General features: G+C 60.8%; 21 protein-coding genes, 1 tRNA gene and 2 pseudogenes. 15 read left to right on the top strand and 9 right to left on the bottom strand.

The genetic code is table 11. The features are described from left to right. The first annotated feature begins 13 nt into the window (after positions 1-13). A complete protein-coding gene (locus tag GUY40_RS18090; protein ID WP_166570275.1) occupies positions 14-1,021 on the top strand; it encodes an NAD(P)-dependent alcohol dehydrogenase in 1,008 nt (335 codons plus the stop codon). Between the two features lie 43 nt (positions 1,022-1,064). Beyond that, a pseudogene (locus tag GUY40_RS28390) lies at positions 1,065-1,286 on the top strand (hypothetical protein); the annotation flags it as partial. Between the two features lie 56 nt (positions 1,287-1,342). On the opposite strand, the gene GUY40_RS18085 reads toward GUY40_RS28390, so the two are convergent. After that, entirely contained in the window at positions 1,343-2,113 is a 771-nt protein-coding gene (locus tag GUY40_RS18085) for a TSUP family transporter (protein ID WP_166570274.1), read from the bottom strand. A 674-nt stretch (positions 2,114-2,787) separates the two neighbouring features. Between GUY40_RS18085 and GUY40_RS18080 the strand changes: the two are divergent. Further along, positions 2,788-3,023: pseudogene (locus GUY40_RS18080) on the top strand (integrase); the annotation flags it as partial. 139 nt (positions 3,024-3,162) lie between these two features. Here GUY40_RS18080 and GUY40_RS18075 read toward each other — a convergent pair. Then, a tRNA-Ser gene (locus GUY40_RS18075) sits at positions 3,163-3,250 on the bottom strand. Between the two features lie 123 nt (positions 3,251-3,373). Here GUY40_RS18075 and GUY40_RS18070 point away from each other — a divergent pair. The 8 genes from GUY40_RS18070 to GUY40_RS18035 all read left to right on the top strand — a co-directional run bounded on the left by GUY40_RS18070 (position 3,374) and on the right by GUY40_RS18035 (position 9,105). Further along, positions 3,374-4,045 carry a Bax inhibitor-1/YccA family protein gene (locus tag GUY40_RS18070; RefSeq protein ID WP_166570273.1) on the top strand — a complete coding sequence of 224 codons (672 nt, stop codon included), beginning with the start codon at positions 3,374-3,376 and terminating at the stop codon, positions 4,043-4,045. A 97-nt stretch (positions 4,046-4,142) separates the two neighbouring features. After that, the gene (locus GUY40_RS18065) at positions 4,143-5,528 is read left to right on the top strand and encodes a nucleobase:cation symporter-2 family protein (protein ID WP_166570272.1); all 1,386 of its coding nucleotides are present in this window, start codon (positions 4,143-4,145) and stop codon (positions 5,526-5,528) included. A gap of 70 nt (positions 5,529-5,598) precedes the next feature. Further along, positions 5,599-5,991: a sulfurtransferase complex subunit TusD gene (gene tusD / locus GUY40_RS18060; protein WP_166570271.1), complete on the top strand. Its 393-nt coding sequence runs from the start codon at positions 5,599-5,601 to the stop codon at positions 5,989-5,991. 1 nt (position 5,992) lies between these two features. After that, a complete protein-coding gene (gene tusC, locus GUY40_RS18055; RefSeq protein ID WP_166570270.1) occupies positions 5,993-6,352 on the top strand; it encodes a sulfurtransferase complex subunit TusC in 360 nt (119 codons plus the stop codon). After that, positions 6,352-6,639, top strand: a complete 288-nt coding sequence (gene tusB, locus GUY40_RS18050; RefSeq protein WP_166570269.1) for a sulfurtransferase complex subunit TusB — start codon at positions 6,352-6,354, stop codon at positions 6,637-6,639. Before tusC ends, tusB begins: the two co-directional genes overlap by 1 nt. Further along, the gene (locus tag GUY40_RS18045; RefSeq protein WP_166570268.1) at positions 6,636-6,971 is read left to right on the top strand and encodes a TusE/DsrC/DsvC family sulfur relay protein; all 336 of its coding nucleotides are present in this window, start codon (positions 6,636-6,638) and stop codon (positions 6,969-6,971) included. Before tusB ends, GUY40_RS18045 begins: the two co-directional genes overlap by 4 nt. After that, a complete protein-coding gene (locus GUY40_RS18040; protein ID WP_166570267.1) occupies positions 6,968-7,969 on the top strand; it encodes a glycosyl transferase family protein in 1,002 nt (333 codons plus the stop codon). The genes GUY40_RS18045 and GUY40_RS18040 overlap by 4 nt, the downstream gene beginning before the upstream one ends. An 89-nt stretch (positions 7,970-8,058) precedes the next feature. Continuing rightward, the gene (locus tag GUY40_RS18035) at positions 8,059-9,105 is read left to right on the top strand and encodes a glutathione S-transferase family protein (RefSeq protein WP_166570266.1); all 1,047 of its coding nucleotides are present in this window, start codon (positions 8,059-8,061) and stop codon (positions 9,103-9,105) included. A gap of 64 nt (positions 9,106-9,169) precedes the next feature. Here the strand turns inward: GUY40_RS18035 and cysG are convergent, their stop codons facing one another. The 6 genes from cysG to ftsK are packed head-to-tail and all read right to left on the bottom strand — an operon-like array spanning position 9,170 to position 16,707. Beyond that, positions 9,170-10,564, bottom strand: coding sequence for a siroheme synthase CysG (gene cysG, locus GUY40_RS18030; protein WP_166570265.1), 1,395 nt, complete (start codon positions 10,562-10,564; stop codon positions 9,170-9,172). Next, positions 10,565-11,845 carry a serine--tRNA ligase gene (gene serS, locus GUY40_RS18025; RefSeq protein ID WP_166570264.1) on the bottom strand — a complete coding sequence of 427 codons (1,281 nt, stop codon included), beginning with the start codon at positions 11,843-11,845 and terminating at the stop codon, positions 10,565-10,567. A 16-nt stretch (positions 11,846-11,861) separates the two neighbouring features. Beyond that, complete coding sequence (gene crcB, locus GUY40_RS18020; RefSeq protein WP_166570263.1) at positions 11,862-12,236, bottom strand: fluoride efflux transporter CrcB; 375 nt, start codon at positions 12,234-12,236, stop codon at positions 11,862-11,864. Further along, positions 12,233-13,558: a replication-associated recombination protein A gene (locus tag GUY40_RS18015; RefSeq protein ID WP_166570262.1), complete on the bottom strand. Its 1,326-nt coding sequence runs from the start codon at positions 13,556-13,558 to the stop codon at positions 12,233-12,235. The genes crcB and GUY40_RS18015 overlap by 4 nt, the downstream gene beginning before the upstream one ends. Positions 13,559-13,578: 20 nt before the next feature. Further along, positions 13,579-14,202: an outer membrane lipoprotein chaperone LolA gene (gene lolA / locus GUY40_RS18010; protein ID WP_166570261.1), complete on the bottom strand. Its 624-nt coding sequence runs from the start codon at positions 14,200-14,202 to the stop codon at positions 13,579-13,581. A gap of 57 nt (positions 14,203-14,259) precedes the next feature. Further along, complete coding sequence (gene ftsK / locus GUY40_RS18005) at positions 14,260-16,707, bottom strand: DNA translocase FtsK (protein WP_371924848.1); 2,448 nt, start codon at positions 16,705-16,707, stop codon at positions 14,260-14,262. 248 nt (positions 16,708-16,955) lie between these two features. On the opposite strand from ftsK, the gene trxB reads away from it, so the two are divergent. The 4 genes from trxB (at position 16,956) to infA (ending at position 19,733) form a co-directional block, all read left to right on the top strand. Next, the gene (trxB, locus tag GUY40_RS18000) at positions 16,956-17,906 is read left to right on the top strand and encodes a thioredoxin-disulfide reductase (protein ID WP_166570259.1); all 951 of its coding nucleotides are present in this window, start codon (positions 16,956-16,958) and stop codon (positions 17,904-17,906) included. A gap of 62 nt (positions 17,907-17,968) precedes the next feature. Beyond that, entirely contained in the window at positions 17,969-18,703 is a 735-nt protein-coding gene (aat, locus tag GUY40_RS17995) for a leucyl/phenylalanyl-tRNA--protein transferase (protein WP_166570258.1), read from the top strand. A 2-nt stretch (positions 18,704-18,705) separates the two neighbouring features. After that, positions 18,706-19,413 (top strand): arginyltransferase, encoded by a 708-nt coding sequence (locus GUY40_RS17990; protein WP_166570257.1) that lies wholly within the window; start codon positions 18,706-18,708, stop codon positions 19,411-19,413. Between the two features lie 101 nt (positions 19,414-19,514). After that, positions 19,515-19,733, top strand: coding sequence for a translation initiation factor IF-1 (infA, locus tag GUY40_RS17985; RefSeq protein ID WP_002553999.1), 219 nt, complete (start codon positions 19,515-19,517; stop codon positions 19,731-19,733). An 84-nt stretch (positions 19,734-19,817) separates the two neighbouring features. Here the strand turns inward: infA and clpA are convergent, their stop codons facing one another. Beyond that, a complete protein-coding gene (gene clpA, locus GUY40_RS17980) occupies positions 19,818-22,088 on the bottom strand; it encodes an ATP-dependent Clp protease ATP-binding subunit ClpA (RefSeq protein ID WP_166570256.1) in 2,271 nt (756 codons plus the stop codon).

Raw genomic sequence — 22,088 nt, 5'->3', positions numbered from 1 at the left:
CTCAAGGACATCCATGAAAGCCATTCAACTCCTGCATCCCGCTGGCCTGGACAATCTGCGCCTCGTCGACATGGCTGCCCCCGGCGCACCCCAAGCAGGCGAGATCCAGGTGCGCATCCATGGCAGCTCGCTCAACTACCACGACCTCGGCGTAGTCACCGGTCACGCACGTACAGAGCATGGTCGCATCCCAATGGCCGACGCCGCCGGAGTCGTCACGGCCGTGGGCGACGGCGTAACGGAGTTTGCCGTGGGCGATTGCGTTGTGTCGTGCTTCTTCCCCCACTGGCAATCGGGCCGCGCTGTGCCCACCACCTTCCAGACCGTCCCGGGCGACGGTGTGGACGGCTTTGCCCGTGAACGGGTCAACTTGCCCACCGATGCCTTCACCCTGGCACCCAAGGGCTACAGCCATGAAGAAGCCGCCACGCTGACCACGGCAGGCCTGACTGCCTGGCGTGCACTGGTGGTGGACGGTCGCATCCAGGCCGGCGATACCGTGCTGGTGCTGGGCACCGGTGGCGTCTCTATCTTTGCGTTGCAAATGGCCAAAGCCATGGGGGCGCGGGTGATTGCCACAACCTCATCCGAGGCCAAGAAAGAACGCTTGCTGGCACTGGGCGCCGATCAGGTCATCAACTACAAAGACCAACCCGAATGGGGCGACGTGGTGCTGGCCGCCACGGGCGGGCGCGGTGTCGACATCGTGGTGGAAGTGGGGGGGCCGGGCACGCTGCCCCAGTCCATCCGCGCCTGTGCTCCCGGCGGCCACATTGCGCTGATCGGCGTGCTCACGGGCTTTTCCGGCAGCTTGTCCACCGTAGAGTTGATGCGCAAGCAGCAAACCCTGCGTGGTCTGATCGTCGGCAGTCGTGAGCAACAGCAGGACATGGTGCGTGCGTTGGAAAACTTCAGCTGGCGCCCTGTTATCGACAGCAGCTATCCGCTGGAGCAGATTGCCGAGGCCTTTGCCCACCAGCTGACCGCCAAGCACTTTGGAAAGATATGCCTTCACTATTGAGCTGATGCCTCCACAACCTTGGTGCTGCCAAACTGCCGGCCGTGCGAAAGCAACGCACGCGAAATTCCCTGATAAGCCGATCGTCATCGCCGGCGACGACGATCGGCATCAGGTCATGACCCACGGTACTAATGCTGGCCGAACTAAGGCGGTTGAAGCAGCCAAGGCAGTAGGAGGAAAGGCCATATTCCCTACATTTGCACCAGGAGAGGTTGTTTACCCCGACACGCTGCCAGCAATCACCCCCCAGGCTTTTCGAAAGCACCGGGGGGCACATTCAAGCCGCTGGAGAACTCAAGGCTGTTGGCGCCACAACCCGTTTCACGGGACGGCAAGGGCGTTCGGTAGCATCGCGGTAAGCAAGATGAAACCGCCCATCGCGACAAAGAGGGCGAAGGCACCGCGACGCATGCTCAGGTCGGAGAGTTGCGGCGGAAAACGCACATACAGCCAGCTGGCCAGCATGGCGACCGGGATCGACAGGGTGCCGAGCGACATGGCCTCGGCGTTCAGCTCCCCCTGCAGACCCTGCATGATCAAGCGAATCAAGGCCATGGCGCCGGACAGCGCCAGCAAGCTGGTGCGGATGACCTGAATGGAAACCGGTTGACGATAGTAGTGATAGATCATCGGCGGCCCCGGTACGCTGAACATACCGCCCAGCAGGCCGCCGAGTACGCCCATCATGACGAAGCTCACGGGGCTTGAACGTGATGGATGCGAACGTGGTTTGAAGAACAAGGCGATACCGCCTGCCACGATCAGCCCGCCCAGCAACAGTTGCAGCAGCGCGGTATGCTCTTCGGCCATTTTCCCCAGCAACCACAGGCCCAGCAGCGTGCCCGGTACCAGGCCAATGAGGTTCTGGAAGAACGATGCCCGGTCAATATACCGCCAGTGGCGAGCCAGGACGATGGCGATGCCGGGCAGGGCGACGATGGTGATGGTGGTGGCGATGGTGGCGATGGAGGCGGCGTGGGTGAGTACGGCAATCGCCAGTACGACAATGCCCAGCGCGAACCCGGTGAACGCTTGCAAGTAGCTGCCAACGGCCACGGCGACAAGAATGATGACAAGCGAGTGTTGTTCCATGGAGCATCCTGCTGAGATCACGTTTGCTGTTCTTGCCGCACGCTTGGGGACGGTTGAGCAAACCATTATCGTCACGCGCAAGTCGACTGCTTCTCATTGAACGTCAGCGATTTAGCATTTGATGACAGAGGCTGCCGCCCCCGCGGTATAGCGAGCTCGCCATCAAAACAATGCATTCAAAGTGTTATTACTGAGCTGCTGCATAGGTGGGTGCCCGATTAACTACCCAAGGTGTATTGGCCGACTCGCCCCGCCAGCAAACCATCCCACTAAAATCCGTCCGAAACGGAGGACCCCACCTAAGGGAGAGCCTCCGTTTCGGACGTACACTGTGTGTCACGAGTAGGCCTGGAAACGTGGAAGGCAAGATAGGCATGCTCGAAATGCTGGCACTTTGTATCCTGCTGCCCTCCTTGACGCAGTGCGCCGCTACCAAGCGCAACATCAACCGCGGCGCGTCGCCACCTCTGTCGCCATCCTGTCGCCACGCGCCAGGCCAAAAACGACGCAGGTTGTCGCCACTGTCGCCACTGTCGCCGCTGTCGCCACACCATCCTTAGACCCTACCAACCTCGCCCTACTGATCCGCTCGACACACTAGCAGCAGGTGGACAGGCTCAGCCCTCACTGGAAATCCTTGCTTCTCTTTCTGCAAGATAACGAGAACGGTGATGATGGCCTTTGTCGGTCAGCGTGATGATCGCAACTTTGGCTATGGCCGCCAGCTGAGCTACACCGGCCCACAAGCGTTAAAGGATCTGTTTGCCAGCGGCCACTTTGCCACGGCCAAAGCGCATAGCGATCGCTGGCAAGCGTTCGTGCGTTCGTGCGTAGGTGTCGGTCAGAGGACGACCCCGGTTACAACGATGCGCGCCAGATCGATCGACGGACGCTGCTGAACTACACCGCTAAGAAACCGTCGGGAAAAATAGCCTTTGGTCGCAAAGCAGTGAGCTATCCAAGGTATGGGCCAAAGTATGGGCTTGGATTTTTCTCAGAAACACAGAAACGAAAAAGCCCTGAATAATCAGGGCTTTAACGTATAGGTATGGCGGAAGCGTAGAGATTCGAACTCTAGGATAGTTGCCCATCGACGGTTTTCAAGACCGTTGCCTTAAACCACTCGGCCACGCTTCCAACTGCTTTGCGGCCGCCATAATACCGAAATGAAACACACTGTCAAACTCTGCGTGTAGCTAGATTCCAATCTGCTGTTATGATCTTGCATCTGAACGTTTCAAAACCCACAGGAGTGTCGCCATGCGCGAACAGGATTACGCCGTCAATCACGGCCAGCAGGTCGAGCAGCTAGAAGTCAGCCGGGTCCTGCGCAACACGTACGGCCTGCTGGCCATCACCCTCGCCTTCAGCGGCGTCATGGCTTATGTGGCACAGCAGATGCGGGTCGGTTACCCCAACATTTTCGTGGTACTGATCGGCTTCTATGGTCTTTTCTTCCTCACCAACAAATTGCGTGATTCGGTCTGGGGCCTGGTGTCCACCTTCGCCTTGACCGGTTTCATGGGCTTCTTGTTGGGCCCGATCCTCAACCGCTACCTGGCTATGCAGGGCGGTGCTGAAGTGGTCAGCTCGGCGTTCGCCATGACGGCGCTGGTGTTTGGTGGCCTGTCGGCTTATGTGCTGATCACCCGCAAGGACATGAGCTTCCTGGGCGGTTTCATCACGGCCGGTTTCTTTGTCCTGATGGGCGCGGTGCTGGCCAGCCTGTTCTTCCAGATCAGCGGCCTGCAACTGGCGATCAGTGCGGGCTTCGTACTATTCTCGTCGGTCTGCATTCTGTTCCAGACCAGCGCGATCATTCACGGTGGCGAGCGCAACTACATCATGGCGACCATCAGCCTGTATGTATCGATCTACAACCTGTTTGTCAGCCTGCTGCAACTGTTCGGCCTGATGAGCCGCGACGACTGATCGCACACTGCTGTCAAAAAGCCCGCTTCGGCGGGCTTTTCTTTGCGCGCGCGTTGGGGTGTCCGTAGAATTGCGCTCTTTTTTCCAGGGCACCCCCATGAGCTCCATCGAAAAGTCGCCTGACGCTCCATCGCAGAATCATGAGCTGGTTCTGGGCCTGGAAGATCGTCCTCCCCTTCTGATCGGCTTGCTGGCCGCGTTGCAGCACTTGCTGGCGATCATCGTGCCGATCGTCACGCCTGGCCTGCTGATCTGCCAGGCACTCGGGGTGTCGCCGCGTGATACCAACCTGATCGTCTCCATGTCGCTGGTGATTTCCGGCATTGCGACCTTTGTGCAGTGCCGTCGGTTTGGACCGTTCGGCGCCGGCCTGCTGATTGTGCAGGGCACCAGCTTCAACTTTGTCGGGCCGCTGATTGCCGGGGGTGCGCTGATGGTCAAGCAAGGCACACCTGTCGAAGGGGTGATGGCCGCCATTTTCGGCGTGGTGATCGCCGGCTCGTTTGTGGAAATGGGCATTTCGCGCATTCTGCCCTTCGTCAAGCGGCTGATTACCCCGCTGGTGACCGGCATCGTGGTGCTGATGATCGGCCTGACCTTGATCAAGGTAGGCCTTATCAGCATGGGCGGCGGCTTTTCGGCGATGGCCGACGGTACTTTCGCCAACGGTGAGAACCTGTTGCTGTCGGGCATGGTACTGGCCATTATCGTGGTGCTGAACCGTATCCCGGTGGTCTGGATGCGCAGCTGCGCTATCGTCATCGCCCTGGCCGCAGGCTATGCGCTGGCGGCTTGGCTGGGTCGCTTGAACTTTACCGGCATGCATGAGGCGGCGCTGTTTCAGGTGCCGATGCCACTGCATTTTGGCTTGAGCTTTTCCTGGTCGCTGTTTATCCCGATGCTGGTGATCTACCTGGTGACCTCGCTGGAAGCAATCGGTGACGTCACGGCTACCAGCAAGGTCTCGCGCCAGCCGGTCGAAGGCCCGCTATGGATGCAGCGCATCAAGGGCGGCGTATTGGTCAACGGTGCCAACTCGCTGCTGGCGGGGGTATTCAACACCTTCCCCAGCTCGATCTTCGCGCAGAACAATGGCGTGATTCAGCTGACGGGCATCGCCAGCCGCCATATCGGTATCTGGATTGCGCTGATGCTGGTGCTGCTGGGCCTGTTTCCCGCGGTCGCCGGGGTGATTCAAGCGGTGCCGGAGCCGGTGCTGGGCGGCGCGGCTATGGTGATGTTTGGTGCCGTGGCGGCGTCGGGCATCAATATTCTGGCGAGCATCACGCTGGATCGCCGTGCGCTGTTGATCATTGCGGTGTCGTTGGCCCTGGGGCTGGGCGTGGCACAAGTGCCGGAATTCCTGGCGCACATGCCTTCGGCGCTGCGCAATGTGCTGGAGTCTGGCGTGGCCACCGGCGGTATCTGTGCCCTGGTGCTGAACTGGTTCCTGCCGGAAACCACCAAAGCCCAAACGGCGTGATTGATGCGGGCGCGGGCTTTTTACGGCGGCTGGCTTTATCATTCCGACAGATTTGCTGACAGAGTCGACCATGAAATTCGCCATTGCCGTATTCGCCCCCGCCCACGCGCCCTCTTCCCGCCGCGCCCTGCTGTTCGCTCAGGCGGCGCTGGCGGGCGGGCATGAAATTGTCCGTTTGTTTTTCTATCAGGACGGTGTGCACAGCGCCTCGGGCAATATCGTCAGCCCTCAGGACGAGCAGGACACCGCGGCGCAATGGCGCGAATTTGTCAGCCAGCACAACCTGGATGCCGTGGTATGTATCGCCGCCGCCCTTCGTCGTGGCGTGCTGAATGAGGAGGAAGCCCAGCGCTATCAGCGCTCCGCCGTAAATCTACCTGCACCATGGGAGTTGTCCGGCCTTGGGCAACTGCATGAAGCAGTGCAGTTGGCCGATCGACTTGTCTGCTTTGGAGGGCACTGAAATGGCTAAATCAATGCTGCTGATCAGCCGCCAGGCCCCGTGGTCCGGCCCCGGCGCGCGTGAGGCACTGGATATCGTGCTGGCCGGTGGCGCCTTTGATTTACCGCTGGGGATGCTGTTTCTCGATGATGGCGTGTTCCAACTGCTGCCTGACCAGCAGCCAACCCAGGTGCAGCAGAAAAACCTCACCGCCAACCTGCAAGCCCTGCCCATGTTCGGCATTGAAGACCTCTACGCCTGCAGCTCCAGTTTGGCCGAGCGCGGCATCGACGCCAAAGGCCTGGGCCTGGAAGTACAATTGTTGGCCGACAAGGACCTCAAAGCCCTTGTCGACCGCTACGATCAGGTGATTACCCTCTGATGACTACCTTGCATGTGCTGTCCCACTCCCCGTTCGGCGACAACCGCCTGGACAGCTGCCTGCGCCTGCTGGGCAACGCTGATGCGATCCTGCTGACTGGCGACGCGGTGTACGCCCTGCAGCCAGGTAGCGAGCCGCAGCGCAAGCTCAACCATCTCGGCGCCCGACTGTTCGCTCTGCAAGAAGACCTCCAGGCCCGCAACATTAGCAGCGACGCCCAGCAAATCGACTACCCCGGTTTCGTCGAGCTGTCCATTCGCTTCGATAAGGTCAACAGTTGGCTATGAGTACCTTGATCGTTGCAGAGCGCCACATCCCACTGGACAAGGACGGCTATCTGGCCGACCTCAACGACTGGTCGCCTGAAGTCGCTGAAGCCCTCGCTACCCGCGAAGAGCTGGCCCTGAGCCCTGACCACTGGGAAGTGCTGACACTGTTGCGCCAGTTCTACCAGGAATTCCAGTTGTCACCGGCGACCCGCCCGCTGATCAAATACACGGCCCTGAAACTCGGCCCGGAGAAAGGCAACAGCCTGCACCTTAATCGACTCTTCAATGGCACCCCTGCCAAACTCGCCGCCAAGCTGGCGGGCCTGCCCAAGCCGACCAACTGCATATGACCGACCACCCAGCACTGATCACCGAAACCCCGGCCGAACACCCGTTCGCCCAGTTCGTTCGCATTCTCGGCAAGGGCAAGCGCGGCGCGCGCAGCCTCACACGAGAGGAAGCCCGCGAAGCCATGGGCTTGCTGCTCGACGATAAAGTCGAAGACACCCAGCTGGGTGCCTTCCTGATGTTGCTTCGGCACAAGGAGGAAAGCCCGGACGAACTGGCCGGCTTTACCGAAGCCCTGCGTGAGCGCCTGCACGCCCCAGCCCTTGCGGTGGACCTGGACTGGCCGACCTACGCGGGCAAGAAACGCCACCTGCCCTGGTACCTGCTGGCCGCCAAATGCCTGGCTGGCAATGGTGTGCGGATCCTCATGCACGGTGGCGGCGCTCACACCGCCGGGCGGATGTACACCGAGCAGCTGCTGCACACCTTGAACATCCCGCTGTGCCGCGACTGGGCCAGCGTCGGCCAGGCGCTGGACACCCAGCACCTGGCGTTTTCCCCGTTGATGGACTGGGCGCCGCGCCTGCAGCGCATGATCGACCTGCGCAACACCCTGGGGTTACGCTCGCCGATTCACTCCCTGGCCCGCGTACTCAACCCGCTCGGCGCCCGCTGCGGCCTGCAGAGCATCTTCCACCCCGGCTACCAGGCCGTTCACCGGGCAGCCAGTACCTTACTGGGCGACACCGCCATTGTCATCAAGGGCGACGGTGGCGAGATCGAAGTGAACCCGGACAGCCCGAGCCACCTCTACGGCACCACCGGCGGCCAGGACTGGGACGAAGAATGGCCGGCGCTCGCCGCCCAGCGGCATGTCAAACCGGCCAGCCTGGAGCCGACACAGTTGCTGGCAGTATGGCGCGGTGAGCAAACCGACAGCTATGGCGAAATGGCCTTGATTTCGACCATGGCGTTGGCCTTGCGCGGCCTTGGCGCCGCCCGTGAAGACGCCTTCATCACCGCCCGCCAGTACTGGGAAAACCGCAATCGATCGATTTGATCGATCATAACGCCCCACCCTTTGCGCTTTTTGTTCGAACCGTTCACCGTAGACTGGGCTCCAACGTTTAAACGACCGAGGAGTTCAGAATGGGCCTGCTGATTGAAGGGCAATGGCGCGACCAGTGGTACGAAAGCAGCAAGGACGGCGCGTTCCAGCGTGAGCAGGCGCAGCGGCGCAACTGGCTGACGGCCGATGGCCAGCCAGGTCCCAGCGGTGACGGCGGTTTTGCAGCCGAACCCGGACGCTATCACCTGTATGTGTCGCTGGCGTGCCCCTGGGCGCATCGCACCTTGATCTTTCGCAAGCTCAAAGGCCTCGAAAGCCTGGTAGACGTGTCAGTGGTGAGCTGGCTGATGCGCGAAAGCGGCTGGACCTTCGACCCAGCGAAAGGCTCCACCGGCGATAAGCTCGACCACCTGGACTTTCTCCACCAGCGCTATACCCGCGATGACCCGAATTACACTGGCCGCGTGACCGTGCCCCTGCTGTGGGACAGACAGCGTGAGTGCATCGTCAACAATGAGTCGTCTGAAATCATCCGCATGTTCAACAGTGCGTTCGATGAACTGACCGGCAACGGTCTGGACTTCTACCCCGAGCCGCTGCGGCCCGTGATCGATGAACTGAACGAGCGCATTTACCCTCACATCAACAACGGCGTGTACCGGGCCGGCTTTGCGACATCACAAGGTGCGTACGAGGAGGCGTTCGACGAACTGTTCAAAGAGCTTGATCGCCTGGAACAGTTGCTGGACAAGCGCCGCTACCTGGCCGGCGAGTACCTGACTGAAGCTGACTGGCGCCTGTTCACCACGCTGATTCGTTTCGACGCGGTGTATTTCGGGCACTTCAAGTGCAATCTGCGCCGCATCGCCGATTACCCCAACCTGTCAAACTGGATTTGTGAGCTGTATCAGTGGCCGGGCGTTGCTGAAACGGTGAGTTTCGAACACATCAAACACCACTATTACGGCAGCCACCAGACGATCAACCCGACTGGAATCGTACCTAAAGGCCCGCAGCAGAATTTCACCGCACCCCATGACCGGGAACGGTTGACAGGAAAAGGAATCTGGGGGCACTACCTCAAGCTTGAGTCATGCATCTGTGGGAGCAAGGCTTGCCCGCGATGAAATCACCGCGGTGTTCCCTCTGCACCGCGGTGCCTGCATCGCAGGCAAGCCTTGCTCCCACAAATCAATTCAACGCTTGAGCGCCTTCAAACCACGCCAGCTTCTCACGCAACTGCACCACTTCACCCACGATCACCAGCGTCGGTGCATGCACCTCATGCTCGGCAACCAGGTTTGGCAAGTCCGCCAGCGTGCCGGTAAAGACCCGCTGATTGACCGTGGTGCCCTGCTGAATCAAGGCCGCAGGCGTATCGGCGGAACGGCCGTGCATGATCAGCTGCTGGCAGATAACCGGCAAGCCGACCAGGCCCATGTAGAACACCAGGGTCTGAGCCGGCGCGACCAGGTCATCCCATGGCAGGTCACTGGTCCCATCCTTGAGGTGGCCGGTGATAAAGCGCACCGACTGGGCATAATCACGGTGAGTCAGCGGAATACCGGCGTAAGCCGCACAGCCACTGGCGGCGGTAATGCCGGGGACGACCTGGAACGGAATGCCATGAGCAGCCAGCTCCTCGATCTCTTCACCGCCACGACCAAAGATAAACGGGTCGCCGCCCTTGAGCCGCAGCACACGCTTGCCCTGCTTGGCCAGGATCACCAGCTGCTGGTTGATCTGGTCTTGCGGCACCGCGTGATCGGCGCGGCGCTTGCCGACATAAAGTCGTTCGGCATCGCGTCGGCATAGCTCAAGGATCGCCGGAGCCACCAGGCGGTCATACAGCACCACATCGGCCTGCTGCATCAACCGCAAGGCGCGGAAGGTCAGCAGGTCCGGGTCGCCCGGGCCGGCTCCTACCAGATACACCTCACCGGGTGCATGCGGTGGCGCACCGTCGAGCTTTTCCTGAAGCAGGCGCTCGGCCTCGGCGCCCTGCCCCGACAGCTGGCGATCGGCAATCGGGCCTTGGAACACCTCTTCCCAGAACGCGCGACGCTGCTGTACATCCGGGTACAAACTCTTGACCCGTGCGCGAAAGCGCGCCGCCAAACCGGCCAGCTCGCCATAAGCAGACGGAATCCAGGTTTCCATCTTGGCCCGGATCAACCGCGCCAGCACCGGGGCGTCGCCACCGCTGGAGACCGCCACCACCAGCGGCGAGCGGTCAACGATGGCCGGAAAGATGACGCTGCACAGGGCAGGCGCGTCAACCACATTGACGGGCACGCAACGACGCTTGGCATCACCGGAAACCTGGGCATTGAGCGCCTGGTCGTCGGTGGCGGCGATGATCAACTGGCAGCCGTCCATGTCCGCTTCGTCATAGCCCCGTAACAGAGTTTCGCCGCCGCTGCCCTCGACCAACTGCGCCAATTGCGCTTCGATCTGGGGCGCAACCACGCGCAACACTGCGCCAGCGTCAGCCAGCAGACGCGACTTGCGCAAGGCAATTTCGCCTCCCCCTACGACCAGCACACGGCTGCCTCGCAGGTTATGGAACAGCGGCAGAAATTCCATTTAACCGATGACCTCGAGGCCGCCCATGTACGGTTTCAGCACGTCCGGCACGCGGATGGTGCCGTCGGCCTGCTGGTAGTTTTCCAGCACGGCAACCAGGGTGCGACCAACGGCCAGGCCCGAACCGTTGAGGGTATGCACCAGCTCCGGCTTGCCGGTTTCCGGATTGCGCCAGCGGGCCTGCATGCGGCGGGCCTGGAAGTCGCCACAGTTGGAGCACGATGAAATTTCGCGGTACTTGTCCTGGCTCGGTACCCACACTTCCAGGTCGTAGGTCTTCACGGCGCTGAAACCCATGTCGCCGGTGCACAGTGCCAGTACCCGGTAAGGCAGTTCCAGCGCCTGCAGAACGCGCTCGGCGTTGGCGGTCAGGCCTTCCAGTGCATCCATCGACTTGCCGGGCTCAACCACCTGGACCATCTCGACCTTGTCGAACTGGTGCTGGCGAATCATGCCGCGGGTATCACGACCCGACGCGCCCGCCTCGCTGCGGAAGCACGGCGTATGCGCCACGAACTTGATCGGCAGTTGCTTGGCATCGAGAATTTCGCCGGCCACGATGTTGGTCAGTGACACTTCAGCGGTCGGGATCAGGTAGAAGTCAGCCTCGCCTTCACGGCTGATCTTGAACAGGTCTTCTTCGAACTTGGGCAGCTGGCCAGTGCCTTGCAGCGCAGGCGCCTGCACCAGGTACGGGGTGTAGGCCTCTTCGTAGCCGTGCTCGCTGACGTGAAGGTTGATCATGAACTGTGCCAGGGCGCGGTGCAGGCGGGCAATCGGGCCGCGCAACAGGGCGAAACGGGCACCGGACAGCTTGGCGGCGGTTTCGAAATCCAGCCAGCCGTTCTTCTCGCCCAGGGCGACATGGTCCTGGACAGGGAAATCAAAGGTCGTCGGCGTGCCCCAGCGACGCACTTCAACGTTGCTGTCTTCGTCGTCACCGACCGGCACCGACTCGTCCGGCAGGTTGGGAATCCCCAGCAACATGGCGTCCAGCTCGGCCTGAATGCCGTCCAGCTCGACCTTGCCGCTGGCAAGCTCGGTGGCCATGCTGTCGACTTCGGCCATCAGCGGCGCGATGTCTTCACCACGGGCCTTGGCCTGGCCAATGGATTTGGAACGGGCGTTACGCTCGGCTTGCAATTGTTCGGTGCGGGTCTGCACGACCTTGCGCTGGTGCTCCAGCGCGTCGATGCGCTCCACGTCCAGGCTGAAGCCACGGGAGGCAAGGCGGTCCGCTACGTCCTGAAGATTGCTACGTAACAGTTTGGAATCGAGCATATCGGTTTCTCGTCTATCAGAATTTGGTCAAGGACAGGCCAGCCCAGGTTGCGAGCAGCCCGCCAATTACGCTGAGCCCCGCGTACCCCAGCGCCAGCGGCGCTTGCCCGCTTTCGAGCAGGCGTACGGTGTCCAGCGAAAAGGATGAAAATGTCGTCAGCCCCCCAAGGAAGCCAGCTATCAGGCCTGCCCGCAGCTCCACCGGTGCGATCGGGCGCTGCAAAAACAGCCCGTACAGCACACCGATCAGCAGGCAGCCGATCAAATTGACGGCCAGCGTACCGGCATAAAAGTGGCGTGGCCAGTGGGCAGCGACCCAATTGCCCGTGGCAAAGCGCAGCAGAGTGCCTGCTATACCACCAGCACTGACAGCGGCAACCACCAAAATCAAGGTTTTCTCCGCTGCCGGGGACTCAATCGGTCAAGCTCCGCCAGGTGCCCGAGTTTCTCGCGAATCTTCAATTCAAGCCCGCGCGGCACCGGTTGGTAATAGGGCCGCGGCTCAAGCGCCTCGGGGAAATAGTCCTCACCCGCCGCGTAGGCCTCCGGCTCGTCATGGGCGTAGCGATATTCGTCACCGTAGCCCAGTTGCTTCATCAATTTGGTCGGCGCATTGCGCAGGTGCAGCGGCACCTCCAGCGAACCATGCTCGGCCGCTTCGCGCATCGCGGCCTTGAAGCCCATGTACACCGCGTTGCTTTTCGGTGCACAGGCCAGGTACACGATGGCCTGGGAGACCGCCAGTTCGCCTTCCGGGCTGCCGAGGCGCTCTTGCACGTCCCAGGCCGCCAGGCACAGGCTCAAGGCACGCGGGTCAGCGTTGCCGATGTCCTCGCTGGCCATGCGCACCACGCGCCGGGCGATGTACAGCGGGTCGCAACCGCCATCGAGCATGCGCGCAAACCAGTACAGCGCCGCGTCCGGGTTGGAACCGCGCACAGATTTGTGCAACGCCGAGATCTGGTCATAGAACGCTTCGCCGCCTTTGTCGAAGCGACGACGGGTATCCCCGAGCAGGCTTTGCAGCAGCTCGATACCGATTTCGCTGTGGTCTTCGGCCAGGTCCGAAGCGTTTTCCAGCAAGTTCAGCAGTCGGCGGCCATCGCCATCGGCGGCGGCCAGGAGCATCTTGAAACCGTCCTCGCCGAGTGTCAGGTGGCGCTTGCCCAGGCCGCGATCTTCGCTCAGGGCGCGCTGCACCAGCTTGCGCAGGGCCGCTTCGTCCAGGCTTTTGAGCACATACACCCGCGCTCGCGAGAGCAAAGCGTTGTTCAGCTCAAAGGAAGGGTTCTCGGTGGTCGCACCGATAAAGATCAGGGTGCCGTCTTCCACGTAGGGCAAGAACGCATCCTGCTGGGATTTGTTGAAGCGGTGCACTTCGTCGACGAAGAGAATGGTGCGCCGGCCGTACTGAGCGGCTTGTTGCTTTGCGATCTCGACCGCCTGGCGAATCTCTTTCACGCCCGCCAGGACCGCCGAAACGGTTTCGAAATGCGCATCCGAGACCTTGGCCAGCAGCCGCGCCAGGGTGGTCTTGCCGACCCCGGGCGGGCCCCAGAAGATCATCGAATGCAGGGCGCCCTGCTCCAGCGCTTCGCGCAGGGGTTTGCCGCGACCGAGCACATGCTCCTGACCGACGTACTCGTCCAGGTTGGCCGGGCGCAAACGCGCGGCCAACGGCTGGGCGATGGGTTCACTACGAAACAGATCCATGGGCGCGGGGCGAACCTCGATTACTCTTGAATGACATCAGCCCCTTTGGGGATGTCGAACTTGAATTTGCTGGCTGCGATCGGCTCGTTGGCCTTGACCCCGGTGAAGAGGATATTGGTGCGCTGGCCAACGCTGTCGATCAGTTGCATGTCGTTGATCATCCCGTTGCGAAACGACAGGCGCAGGGAGTCGAACAGGGTGTCCTTGGATTTGGGCTTGAGCGTGAAATCGATCACGCCGCCGGTTTCCTTGGCGGTGATGTCAAAACTCTGACTGATCTTCGACACGTCACCGGACAGCAACAGGGCCGGAGTCTGGTTCAGGCGTTGGTCGAGGGTCTTGATCGTGACCTGCTCCAGGTCAGGGTCCCACAGCGAGACTTTCTTGCCATCGGACACCATCAGTTGCTCTTGCGGCGCATCGGTATGCCAGTAGAACAACCCCGGACGCTGGACCGACATTTCGCCAGCAGTTTCCTGCAATTGCGTGCCACTGCCATCCAGGGTCAACTGGGAAAATCTCGCACTCAGCGTCTGAGATTTCTCTAACAGCTGAGTCAGGCGAGCTACGTCCTTTTCATCTGCATGAGCCGGCAGTACGGCGAACGTCAGTGCAGAGACCAACAACATGCGGATCAGGCGCATGGGAATCCTCATTCAAAGTAAATAGACCGGCCACTGTGCAGCGGCCGGCAATATCAATCAATCGCGCATCGGCCCTGGCGCAATCACTTCACGCGAGCCGTTGGTGTTCATGGCCGTGACCACGCCGGCCATTTCCATCGCCTCGATCATCCGTGCCGCGCGGTTGTAGCCAATCTTGAGCTTGCGCTGGACTGCCGAAATGGAGGCGCGACGGCTTTCGAGCACGAACTGTACGGCTTCGTCATACAGCGCATCGGTTTCAGCATCGTCGCCACCCTCACCGCCACCGCCATTCTCGAAGCCGCTGCCGGCCTCCTCGACGCCATTGAGGATATCGTCGTTGTAGTCCGGCGCGCCACGCAGTTTCCAGGCCTCGACCACCCGATGCACCTCTTCGTCGGAAACGAACGCACCGTGGACCCGAATCGGCAGGCTGGTGCCTGGTGGCATGTAGAGCATGTCACCATGGCCCAGCAATTGCTCGGCACCGCCCTGGTCGATGATGGTCCGCGAGTCGATCTTGCTCGACACCTGGAACGCCATGCGGGTCGGGATGTTGGCCTTGATCAGGCCTGTGATCACATCCACCGACGGACGCTGGGTCGCGAGGATCAGGTGAATACCGGCCGCCCGCGCTTTCTGGGCGATACGGGCGATCAGCTCTTCAACCTTCTTGCCGACGATCATCATCATGTCGGCAAATTCGTCGACCACGACAACGATGGTTGGCAACGTTTTCAGCAATGGCGCTTCATCGTGCATGCTTTCGCGCTTGTACAGCGGATCGCTCAGTGGCGCACCCTCTTCCTCGGCGTCCTTGATCTTGCGGTTGAAGCCCGCCAGGTTTCGCACGCCCATGGCCGCCATCAGCTTGTAGCGGCGCTCCATCTCGGCCACGCTCCAGCGCAGGGCATTGGCGGCGTCCTTCATGTCGGTCACCACCGGGCACAGCAGGTGGGGAATACCTTCATAGATCGACAACTCGAGCATTTTCGGGTCGATCATGATCAGTTTGGCGTCTTCGGGGCTGGATTTGAACAGGATCGACAGAATCATCGCGTTCACGCCCACCGACTTACCGGAACCGGTGGTACCGGCCACCAGCAGGTGCGGCATCTTGGCCAGGTCGGTAATGACCGGCTTGCCGCCGATGTCGTGGCCCAGCGCCAGCGTGACAGGCGACTTGGCCTCGTCGTACTGCGGCGACGACAGCACTTCGGAGAAGCGCACCATCTGCCGGTCTTCGTTGGGGATTTCGATACCGACCGTGGTCTTGCCCGGAATCACTTCCACTACCCGAACGCTGGTAACGGCCAACGAACGCGCCAGGTCTTTCGCCAGGTTGGCGATGCGGCTGACCTTGACGCCGGCCGCGGGCTGAATTTCGTAACGGGTAATCACCGGGCCCGGATGGATGGAGTCCACCAAGACTTCGACGCCGAATTCCTTGAGTTTGATTTCCAGCAATTGACCGACACCGGCCAGCGATTCAGGCGAGTAATTGACCTGTTTCTTTTCGGCCGGATCGAGAATGGAGATCGGTGGCAAGGTGCCCTCGACCGCGCTGTCGACGAACAATGGCGTCTGCTTTTCCTTCTGCACGCGCTTGCTCGGCTCGGGGGCCTTGGGCGCCGCGGGCGGGATGATCACCGGTGCTGGCGGCTGTTCGCGGGCCGTCACGGGCCTGGTCAGTGGCTGCTCGCGCTCGATGATGCGCTCACGGGCCTTGGCCTGCTCGCGGCGCTCTGGCACGACCGGTGCGACCACGTCGCGCACCCGCTCATCCTCTTCACGCAGCTGCGCGACCAGTTGCTTGCGTTCGTTGCGGGCTGCCCACCAGCGGTTGGCAGAGCCCTGGATCAGCTCGAGCAGGTCCAGGGTGATCTTGCCGGTCAGGTCCATGACCTTGAACCAGGAGAGGTCGGTAAACACGGTCAGCCCGCAGAGAAACAGCGCGATGAACAACAGGGTGCTGCCCTGCACGTTCAAGGCGTTGCGCGCCAGTTCGCCGAGGCTCTCGCCCAGTGCACCGCCGGCCGATGCCGGCAGGTTCGACGCCGAATGAAAGTGGATATGCGCCAGCGCAGCGCCGGAAAGCACCAGGAACACCAGCCCGACCAGGCGCCAGGAGATCAGCCAGCCACTCCACTGCCAGGGCTCATGGCGCTGACGGAAAATCTGATAGGTCTTGACGGCCAGTAGTAGCGGGAAGATGTAGGCGAAATAGCCCAGTACCATGAACAGCACATCGGCGAACCAGGCGCCGGCACGGCCAGCAGCGTTCTGTACCTGGTCGACGTTACTGGTATGGCTGAAGCCTGGATCGGCCTGATCGTAGGTCAGCAGCGCCATCCACAGGTACAGGCACAAGGCCCCCATGGCGATCAACGCACCCTCCTTGAGCCGGTAGTGCAGTTGCTGGCGCCAGAGGGGCACGGGATTGGGTGTTGCGGTGGATTTCTTCAAAACGCGTCTTTTCCTGCGCTCGTAGCGCGTCCAACAAATGATTGACTACGAAAATACTGCCCTTTCGGGTCAGGTGGAAAGTTGATGACCGACTACTTTTAACATACTGCCAGGTCCATTGCGCCCGAAGGCCCGGGCCCCGACGCAAGGCCACCCGGCATTGTACGGGTTTGTAACGCCGATGCCACGCCCGTATTGGCATCGCTCCAGCATAGCTGACAGCACTTTCATACCATTTAATTTGAGCATGCATTCTCTTTCGTGACAAAGGCTTATGAGGTGTTTTTATGACACAAGCAAAGCATTCACGCCTGATCATCCTCGGCTCCGGCCCTGCCGGCTATAGCGCCGCCGTGTACGCCGCCCGCGCCAACCTCAAACCTGTGGTCATTACCGGCGTCGAGGCCGGCGGCCAACTGATGACCACCATCGAAGTCGATAACTGGCCAGGCGACGTCGAAGGCCTGACCGGCCCGGTGTTGATGGAGCGCATGCAAAAGCATGCCGAGCGTTTCGACACCGAGATCGTCTACGACCACATCCACACGGCAGAGTTGCAGCAGCGCCCCTTCCTGCTTCACGGCGACAGCGGTTCCTACAGTTGTGACGCGCTGATCATCGCCACAGGCGCCTCGGCGCAGTACCTGGGCCTACCCTCCGAAGACGCTTTCGCCGGCAAGGGCGTCTCCGCCTGCGCCACCTGCGATGGCTTTTTCTATCGCAACCAGGTGGTCGCGGTGATCGGCGGCGGCAACACCGCCGTGGAAGAAGCCCTGTACCTGGCCAACATCGCCAAGCAAGTGCACCTGGTGCATCGCCGCGACAAACTGCGCGCGGAGAAAATCCTGCAAGACAAGCTGTTCGAGAAGGCCGCCAATGGCAATATCGTTCTGCACTGGAATCAGACCCTGGACGAAGTGCTGGGCGACTCCAGCGGCGTGACCGGCGCGCGCCTGATTGATACGATCAGTGGCGTCACCCAGGATTTGCCCCTGTCCGGAGTATTCATCGCCATTGGCCACAAACCCAACACCGACCTGTTCAAAGGCCAGTTGGAGATGCATGAAGGCTACCTGCGGATCAAGGGCGGCAGCGAGGGCAACGCTACCGAGACGGTGATACGCGGGGTATTCGCGGCCGGCGATGTGGCCGATCACGTCTACCGCCAGGCGGTCACCTCCGCGGGCGCCGGCTGCATGGCGGCACTGGATGCCGAGAAATTCCTCGACGACAATTGAATGAACGGCGCGAAGTGGTTTCAATGCCCTTCGCGCCCTCCCCTTCTGGTTCGATCATTACCATGTTGACCTGGCTTAACCGCGACACCCTGACCTTTCCACCACTGGAAAAAGCCCTGCGTGAACCCAATGGCCTGCTCGCAGCCGGCGGCGACCTGAGCGCCGAGCGACTGGTGCAAGCTTATCGCCACGGTTGCTTTCCCTGGTTCGAGGAGGGTCAGCCCATCCTCTGGTGGTCACCCGACCCTCGCACCGTGCTGTTTCCTGACGAACTCCATGTCTCCCGCAGCTTGCGCAAGTTGCTGCGCCAGGGCCGTTACCAGGTCAGTTTTGACCAGGATTTTGAAGCCGTGATTCACGCCTGCGCCGCCCCTCGGGACTACGCCGGGGGCACCTGGATTACCAGCGCCATGCAGACGGCTTATTTGAAACTACACGAGCAAGGCTTCGCTCACTCGGTAGAAGTGCGCGACGGCAATGAGCTGGTCGGCGGCCTCTACGGGCTGGCCATGGGCAAGCTGTTTTTTGGTGAATCGATGTTCAGCCGCACCGATAACGCCTCGAAATTCGGCTTCGCCACCCTGGTCGAGCACCTTCGCGAAGCCGGCTTTGTGCTGATCGATTGCCAGATGCCGACCCACCATTTGCACAGCCTGGGCGCCCGCGCCATATCCCGGGCCGAGTTCACCGGCTACCTGCAGCAATACCTCGATCAACCCAATAGCGCCAGCTGGATTTCTGGGCGAGATTGCACGACTGGCTTACACTTATCCAAAGACATTATCCAAAGGGGTTGATCATGACCGAGCTGGCGCGCTTGAAGTTTTATGCCACTCAACCCCACTCGTGCAGCTACTTGCCCGACGAGCAGGCGACCACATTATTCCTCGACCCCAGCCAGCCGATGGACGTCAATGTGTATGCCGATTTGTCGGAAATGGGCTTCCGTCGCAGTGGTGACCACCTGTATCGTCCGCATTGCCAGAACTGCAATGCCTGCGTACCTGCGCGCATCCCGGTCGCGCGCTTTTTGCCAAGCCGCCAGCAAAAACGCATTCTCAAGCGCAACGCCGACCTGCAGGTAACCGCGGCCCGCCCGTCCTTCAGTGAAGAGTACTTCGAGCTGTACCGCCGCTATATCGAGCAGCGGCACGCCGACGGCGACATGTACCCACCAAGCCGCGACCAGTTCGCCACCTTTTTGGTCCGAGACCTGCCTTTCTCACGCTTTTACGAGTTCCGGCTCGAGGGCCGACTGGTCGCCGTCGCCGTCACCGACCTGCTCCCCAATGGCCTTTCGGCGGTTTATACCTTCTACGAACCAGATGAAGAGCGCCGCAGCCTGGGCCGTTTTGCCATTCTCTGGCAGATCGCCGAAACCCTGCGCCTGGGGCTCGACGCTGTCTATCTCGGGTACTGGATCAAGAACTGCAAGAAGATGAGTTACAAGACTCAATACCGCCCGATCGAGCTGCTGATCAATCAGCGCTGGATCACCCTGAACTGAAGCCCTTGGCGTTAACCCCATTTTTCGGGCACAATGCACGCCACTTTTTAGCCTGGCGCAGTTGCACCGGGCCAATAACTGGACACCGAGGGCTTTACTGCATGTCGAAAGAAGACAGCTTCGAAATGGAAGGCACTGTCGTCGACACCCTGCCCAACACCATGTTTCGTGTGGAGTTGGAAAATGGGCACGTCGTAACCGCGCATATCTCCGGCAAGATGCGCAAGAACTACATCCGTATTCTGACCGGTGACAAGGTGCGTGTTGAGCTGACGCCCTATGATTTGAGCAAAGGGCGTATCACCTACCGCGCTCGCTAAGCAACACCCACAAAAACGCCCGGCAATGCCGGGCGTTTTTGTGTGCACCAAGGAAAAGCGGGACGCCAGGCGCCCTGCTCTACTTCATGCCATCTCTGCAGTGGTTTCGAACTCGAAGGTCAACTCCCCATCGACGATGTCGATATGGACGACACCACCGTGCTCAGCCAACTCGCCAAACAGGATTTCCTCCGCCAGCGGACGCTTGATCTTGTCCTGGATCAACCGCGCCATCGGCCGCGCACCCATCTGCGCGTCATAACCACCGGCTGCCAGCCAGCTACGGGCCGCATCCGTCACCTCAAGCAGCACACGCTTGTCTTCCAACTGCGCCTGAAGCTCGATAAGGAACTTGTCCACCACGCTTTTGATGACCTCATGGCTGAGGCGACCAAATTGGATGATGGTGTCCAGACGGTTGCGGAACTCGGGCGTGAAGCTCTTCTTGATGACTTCCATCGCATCGGACGAGTGGTCCTGGTGCGTAAAGCCGATCGAAGCACGCGCCGCGGTTTCGGCACCGGCGTTAGTGGTCATGATCACGATCACGTTGCGGAAATCCGCCTTGCGCCCGTTGTTGTCGGTCAGGGTCCCGTGGTCCATGACCTGCAAGAGCAGGTTGAAGACTTCGGGGTGAGCCTTCTCGATTTCATCGAGCAGCAGCACGCAATGCGGCTGCTTGGTGATCGCTTCAGTCAACAGGCCGCCCTGGTCAAAACCGACATAGCCCGGTGGCGCACCGATCAGGCGCGATACGGTATGGCGTTCCATGTACTCCGACATGTCGAAGCGCAGTAACTCCACACCCAGCGCCTTGGCCAGTTGCCGCGCCGCTTCGGTCTTGCCGACGCCGGTAGGGCCGGCGAACAGGAACGAACCCACCGGTTTGTCCGGCGACTTCAGGCCTGCCCGAGACAGCTTGATCGCGGTAGCCAGCGAATCGATGGCAGCGTCTTGACCAAACACGGTCAGCTTCAGATCGCGCTCCAGGTTACGCAGCAGTTCCTTGTCGGAGCTGGTGACGTGTTTTGGTGGAATCCGCGCGATTTTCGCGACGATGTCCTCGACCTGCGGCACTTCGATACGTTTGACCCGCATTTCCAGCGGCTGCAGGCGCTGGTAGGCACCCGCCTCGTCGATCACATCGATCGCCTTGTCCGGCATGTGCCGATCATTGATATAACGCGCTGCCAGCTCAGCGGCCGCGCGCAGCGCCTCATCGCTGTACTCGATGTTGTGGTGCTGCTCGAAACGCCCCTTGAGGCCGCGCAGGATGCCAACGGTGTCTTCCACCGACGGCTCACTCACATCCACTTTCTGGAAGCGCCGCGCCAAGGCCCGGTCTTTCTCGAAAATGCCGCGGAATTCCTGGAAGGTGGTCGAGCCGATGCAACGGATATCACCCGACGACAGCAACGGTTTGAGCAGGTTCGAGGCATCCATCACCCCGCCCGAGGCCGCACCGGCACCGATGATCGTGTGAATCTCATCGATGAACAGAATCGCTTGCGGGCGTTTTTTCAGCTCGTGCAGCAACGCCTTGAAGCGCTTCTCGAAATCGCCGCGGTATTTGGTACCGGCCAGCAACGCCCCCAGATCAAGGGAGTAAACGACGCTGTTGGCCAGCAGGTCCGGCACCTGATTATCAACGATGCGCTTGGCCAGGCCTTCGGCGATGGCGGTTTTACCGACACCGGCCTCTCCGACCAGCAGCGGGTTGTTCTTGCGACGCCGTGCGAGAATCTGCGCCACGCGCTCAACTTCCACTTCGCGCCCCACCAACGGGTCTATGCGACCCTGGCGCGCCAGTTCGTTGAGGTTGCTGGCATAAGCATCCAGCGGATTGCCTGAAGAAGAAGACTCACCGCCCTCGTCGTCCTGCATATCTTGCTCACCCTCGGAATGTTCGCCGTGCCCTGGCACCTTGGAAATGCCGTGAGCGATGTAGTTGACGACATCGATACGCGCCACGCTTTGTTGCTTGAGCAGAAAGACCGCCTGGCTTTCCTGCTCGCTGAAGATCGCCACCAGTACGTTGGCACCCGTGACTTCGCGCTTGCCGGAGCTCTGCACATGGAATACGGCACGTTGTAGCACCCGCTGGAAGCCCAGGGTTGGCTGGGTTTCGCGGTCCTCATCATGAACAGGGATCAGCGGCGTGGTGGAGTCGATGAACTCCTGCAAGTCGTGCTTGAGTTTGTCGAGATTGGCGCCACAGGCACGCAGTACCGTGGCAGCAGCCTCATTGTCCAATAGAGCCAGCAGGAGATGTTCCACGGTCATGAACTCATGACGTTTGGAACGGGCCTCCTTGAAGGCGAGATTGAGGGTGACTTCGAGCTCGCGGTTTAACAT

The organism is Pseudomonas sp. R5(2019), assembly GCF_009905435.1.
Taxonomy (GTDB): domain Bacteria; phylum Pseudomonadota; class Gammaproteobacteria; order Pseudomonadales; family Pseudomonadaceae; genus Aquipseudomonas.
The sequence above is the reverse complement of the archived record's forward strand: the minus strand, read 5'-3'. Positions and strand labels throughout refer to the sequence as shown.

What these genes read in the sequence shown, in the direction of transcription:
- GUY40_RS18090 (WP_166570275.1), top strand. Translation starts at nt 14, where the DNA reads ATGAAAGCCATTCAACTCCTGCATCCCGCTGGCCTGGACAATCTGCGC.
- GUY40_RS18085 (WP_166570274.1), bottom strand. Translation starts at nt 2,113, where the DNA reads ATGGAACAACACTCGCTTGTCATCATTCTTGTCGCCGTGGCCGTTGGC.
- GUY40_RS18070 (WP_166570273.1), top strand. Translation starts at nt 3,374, where the DNA reads ATGCGCGAACAGGATTACGCCGTCAATCACGGCCAGCAGGTCGAGCAG.
- GUY40_RS18065 (WP_166570272.1), top strand. Translation starts at nt 4,143, where the DNA reads ATGAGCTCCATCGAAAAGTCGCCTGACGCTCCATCGCAGAATCATGAG.
- tusD (WP_166570271.1), top strand. Translation starts at nt 5,599, where the DNA reads ATGAAATTCGCCATTGCCGTATTCGCCCCCGCCCACGCGCCCTCTTCC.
- tusC (WP_166570270.1), top strand. Translation starts at nt 5,993, where the DNA reads ATGGCTAAATCAATGCTGCTGATCAGCCGCCAGGCCCCGTGGTCCGGC.
- tusB (WP_166570269.1), top strand. Translation starts at nt 6,352, where the DNA reads ATGACTACCTTGCATGTGCTGTCCCACTCCCCGTTCGGCGACAACCGC.
- GUY40_RS18045 (WP_166570268.1), top strand. Translation starts at nt 6,636, where the DNA reads ATGAGTACCTTGATCGTTGCAGAGCGCCACATCCCACTGGACAAGGAC.
- GUY40_RS18040 (WP_166570267.1), top strand. Translation starts at nt 6,968, where the DNA reads ATGACCGACCACCCAGCACTGATCACCGAAACCCCGGCCGAACACCCG.
- GUY40_RS18035 (WP_166570266.1), top strand. Translation starts at nt 8,059, where the DNA reads ATGGGCCTGCTGATTGAAGGGCAATGGCGCGACCAGTGGTACGAAAGC.
- cysG (WP_166570265.1), bottom strand. Translation starts at nt 10,564, where the DNA reads ATGGAATTTCTGCCGCTGTTCCATAACCTGCGAGGCAGCCGTGTGCTG.
- serS (WP_166570264.1), bottom strand. Translation starts at nt 11,845, where the DNA reads ATGCTCGATTCCAAACTGTTACGTAGCAATCTTCAGGACGTAGCGGAC.
- GUY40_RS18015 (WP_166570262.1), bottom strand. Translation starts at nt 13,558, where the DNA reads ATGGATCTGTTTCGTAGTGAACCCATCGCCCAGCCGTTGGCCGCGCGT.
- lolA (WP_166570261.1), bottom strand. Translation starts at nt 14,202, where the DNA reads ATGCGCCTGATCCGCATGTTGTTGGTCTCTGCACTGACGTTCGCCGTA.
- trxB (WP_166570259.1), top strand. Translation starts at nt 16,956, where the DNA reads ATGACACAAGCAAAGCATTCACGCCTGATCATCCTCGGCTCCGGCCCT.
- aat (WP_166570258.1), top strand. Translation starts at nt 17,969, where the DNA reads ATGTTGACCTGGCTTAACCGCGACACCCTGACCTTTCCACCACTGGAA.
- GUY40_RS17990 (WP_166570257.1), top strand. Translation starts at nt 18,706, where the DNA reads ATGACCGAGCTGGCGCGCTTGAAGTTTTATGCCACTCAACCCCACTCG.
- infA (WP_002553999.1), top strand. Translation starts at nt 19,515, where the DNA reads ATGTCGAAAGAAGACAGCTTCGAAATGGAAGGCACTGTCGTCGACACC.
- clpA (WP_166570256.1), bottom strand. Translation starts at nt 22,088, where the DNA reads ATGTTAAACCGCGAGCTCGAAGTCACCCTCAATCTCGCCTTCAAGGAG.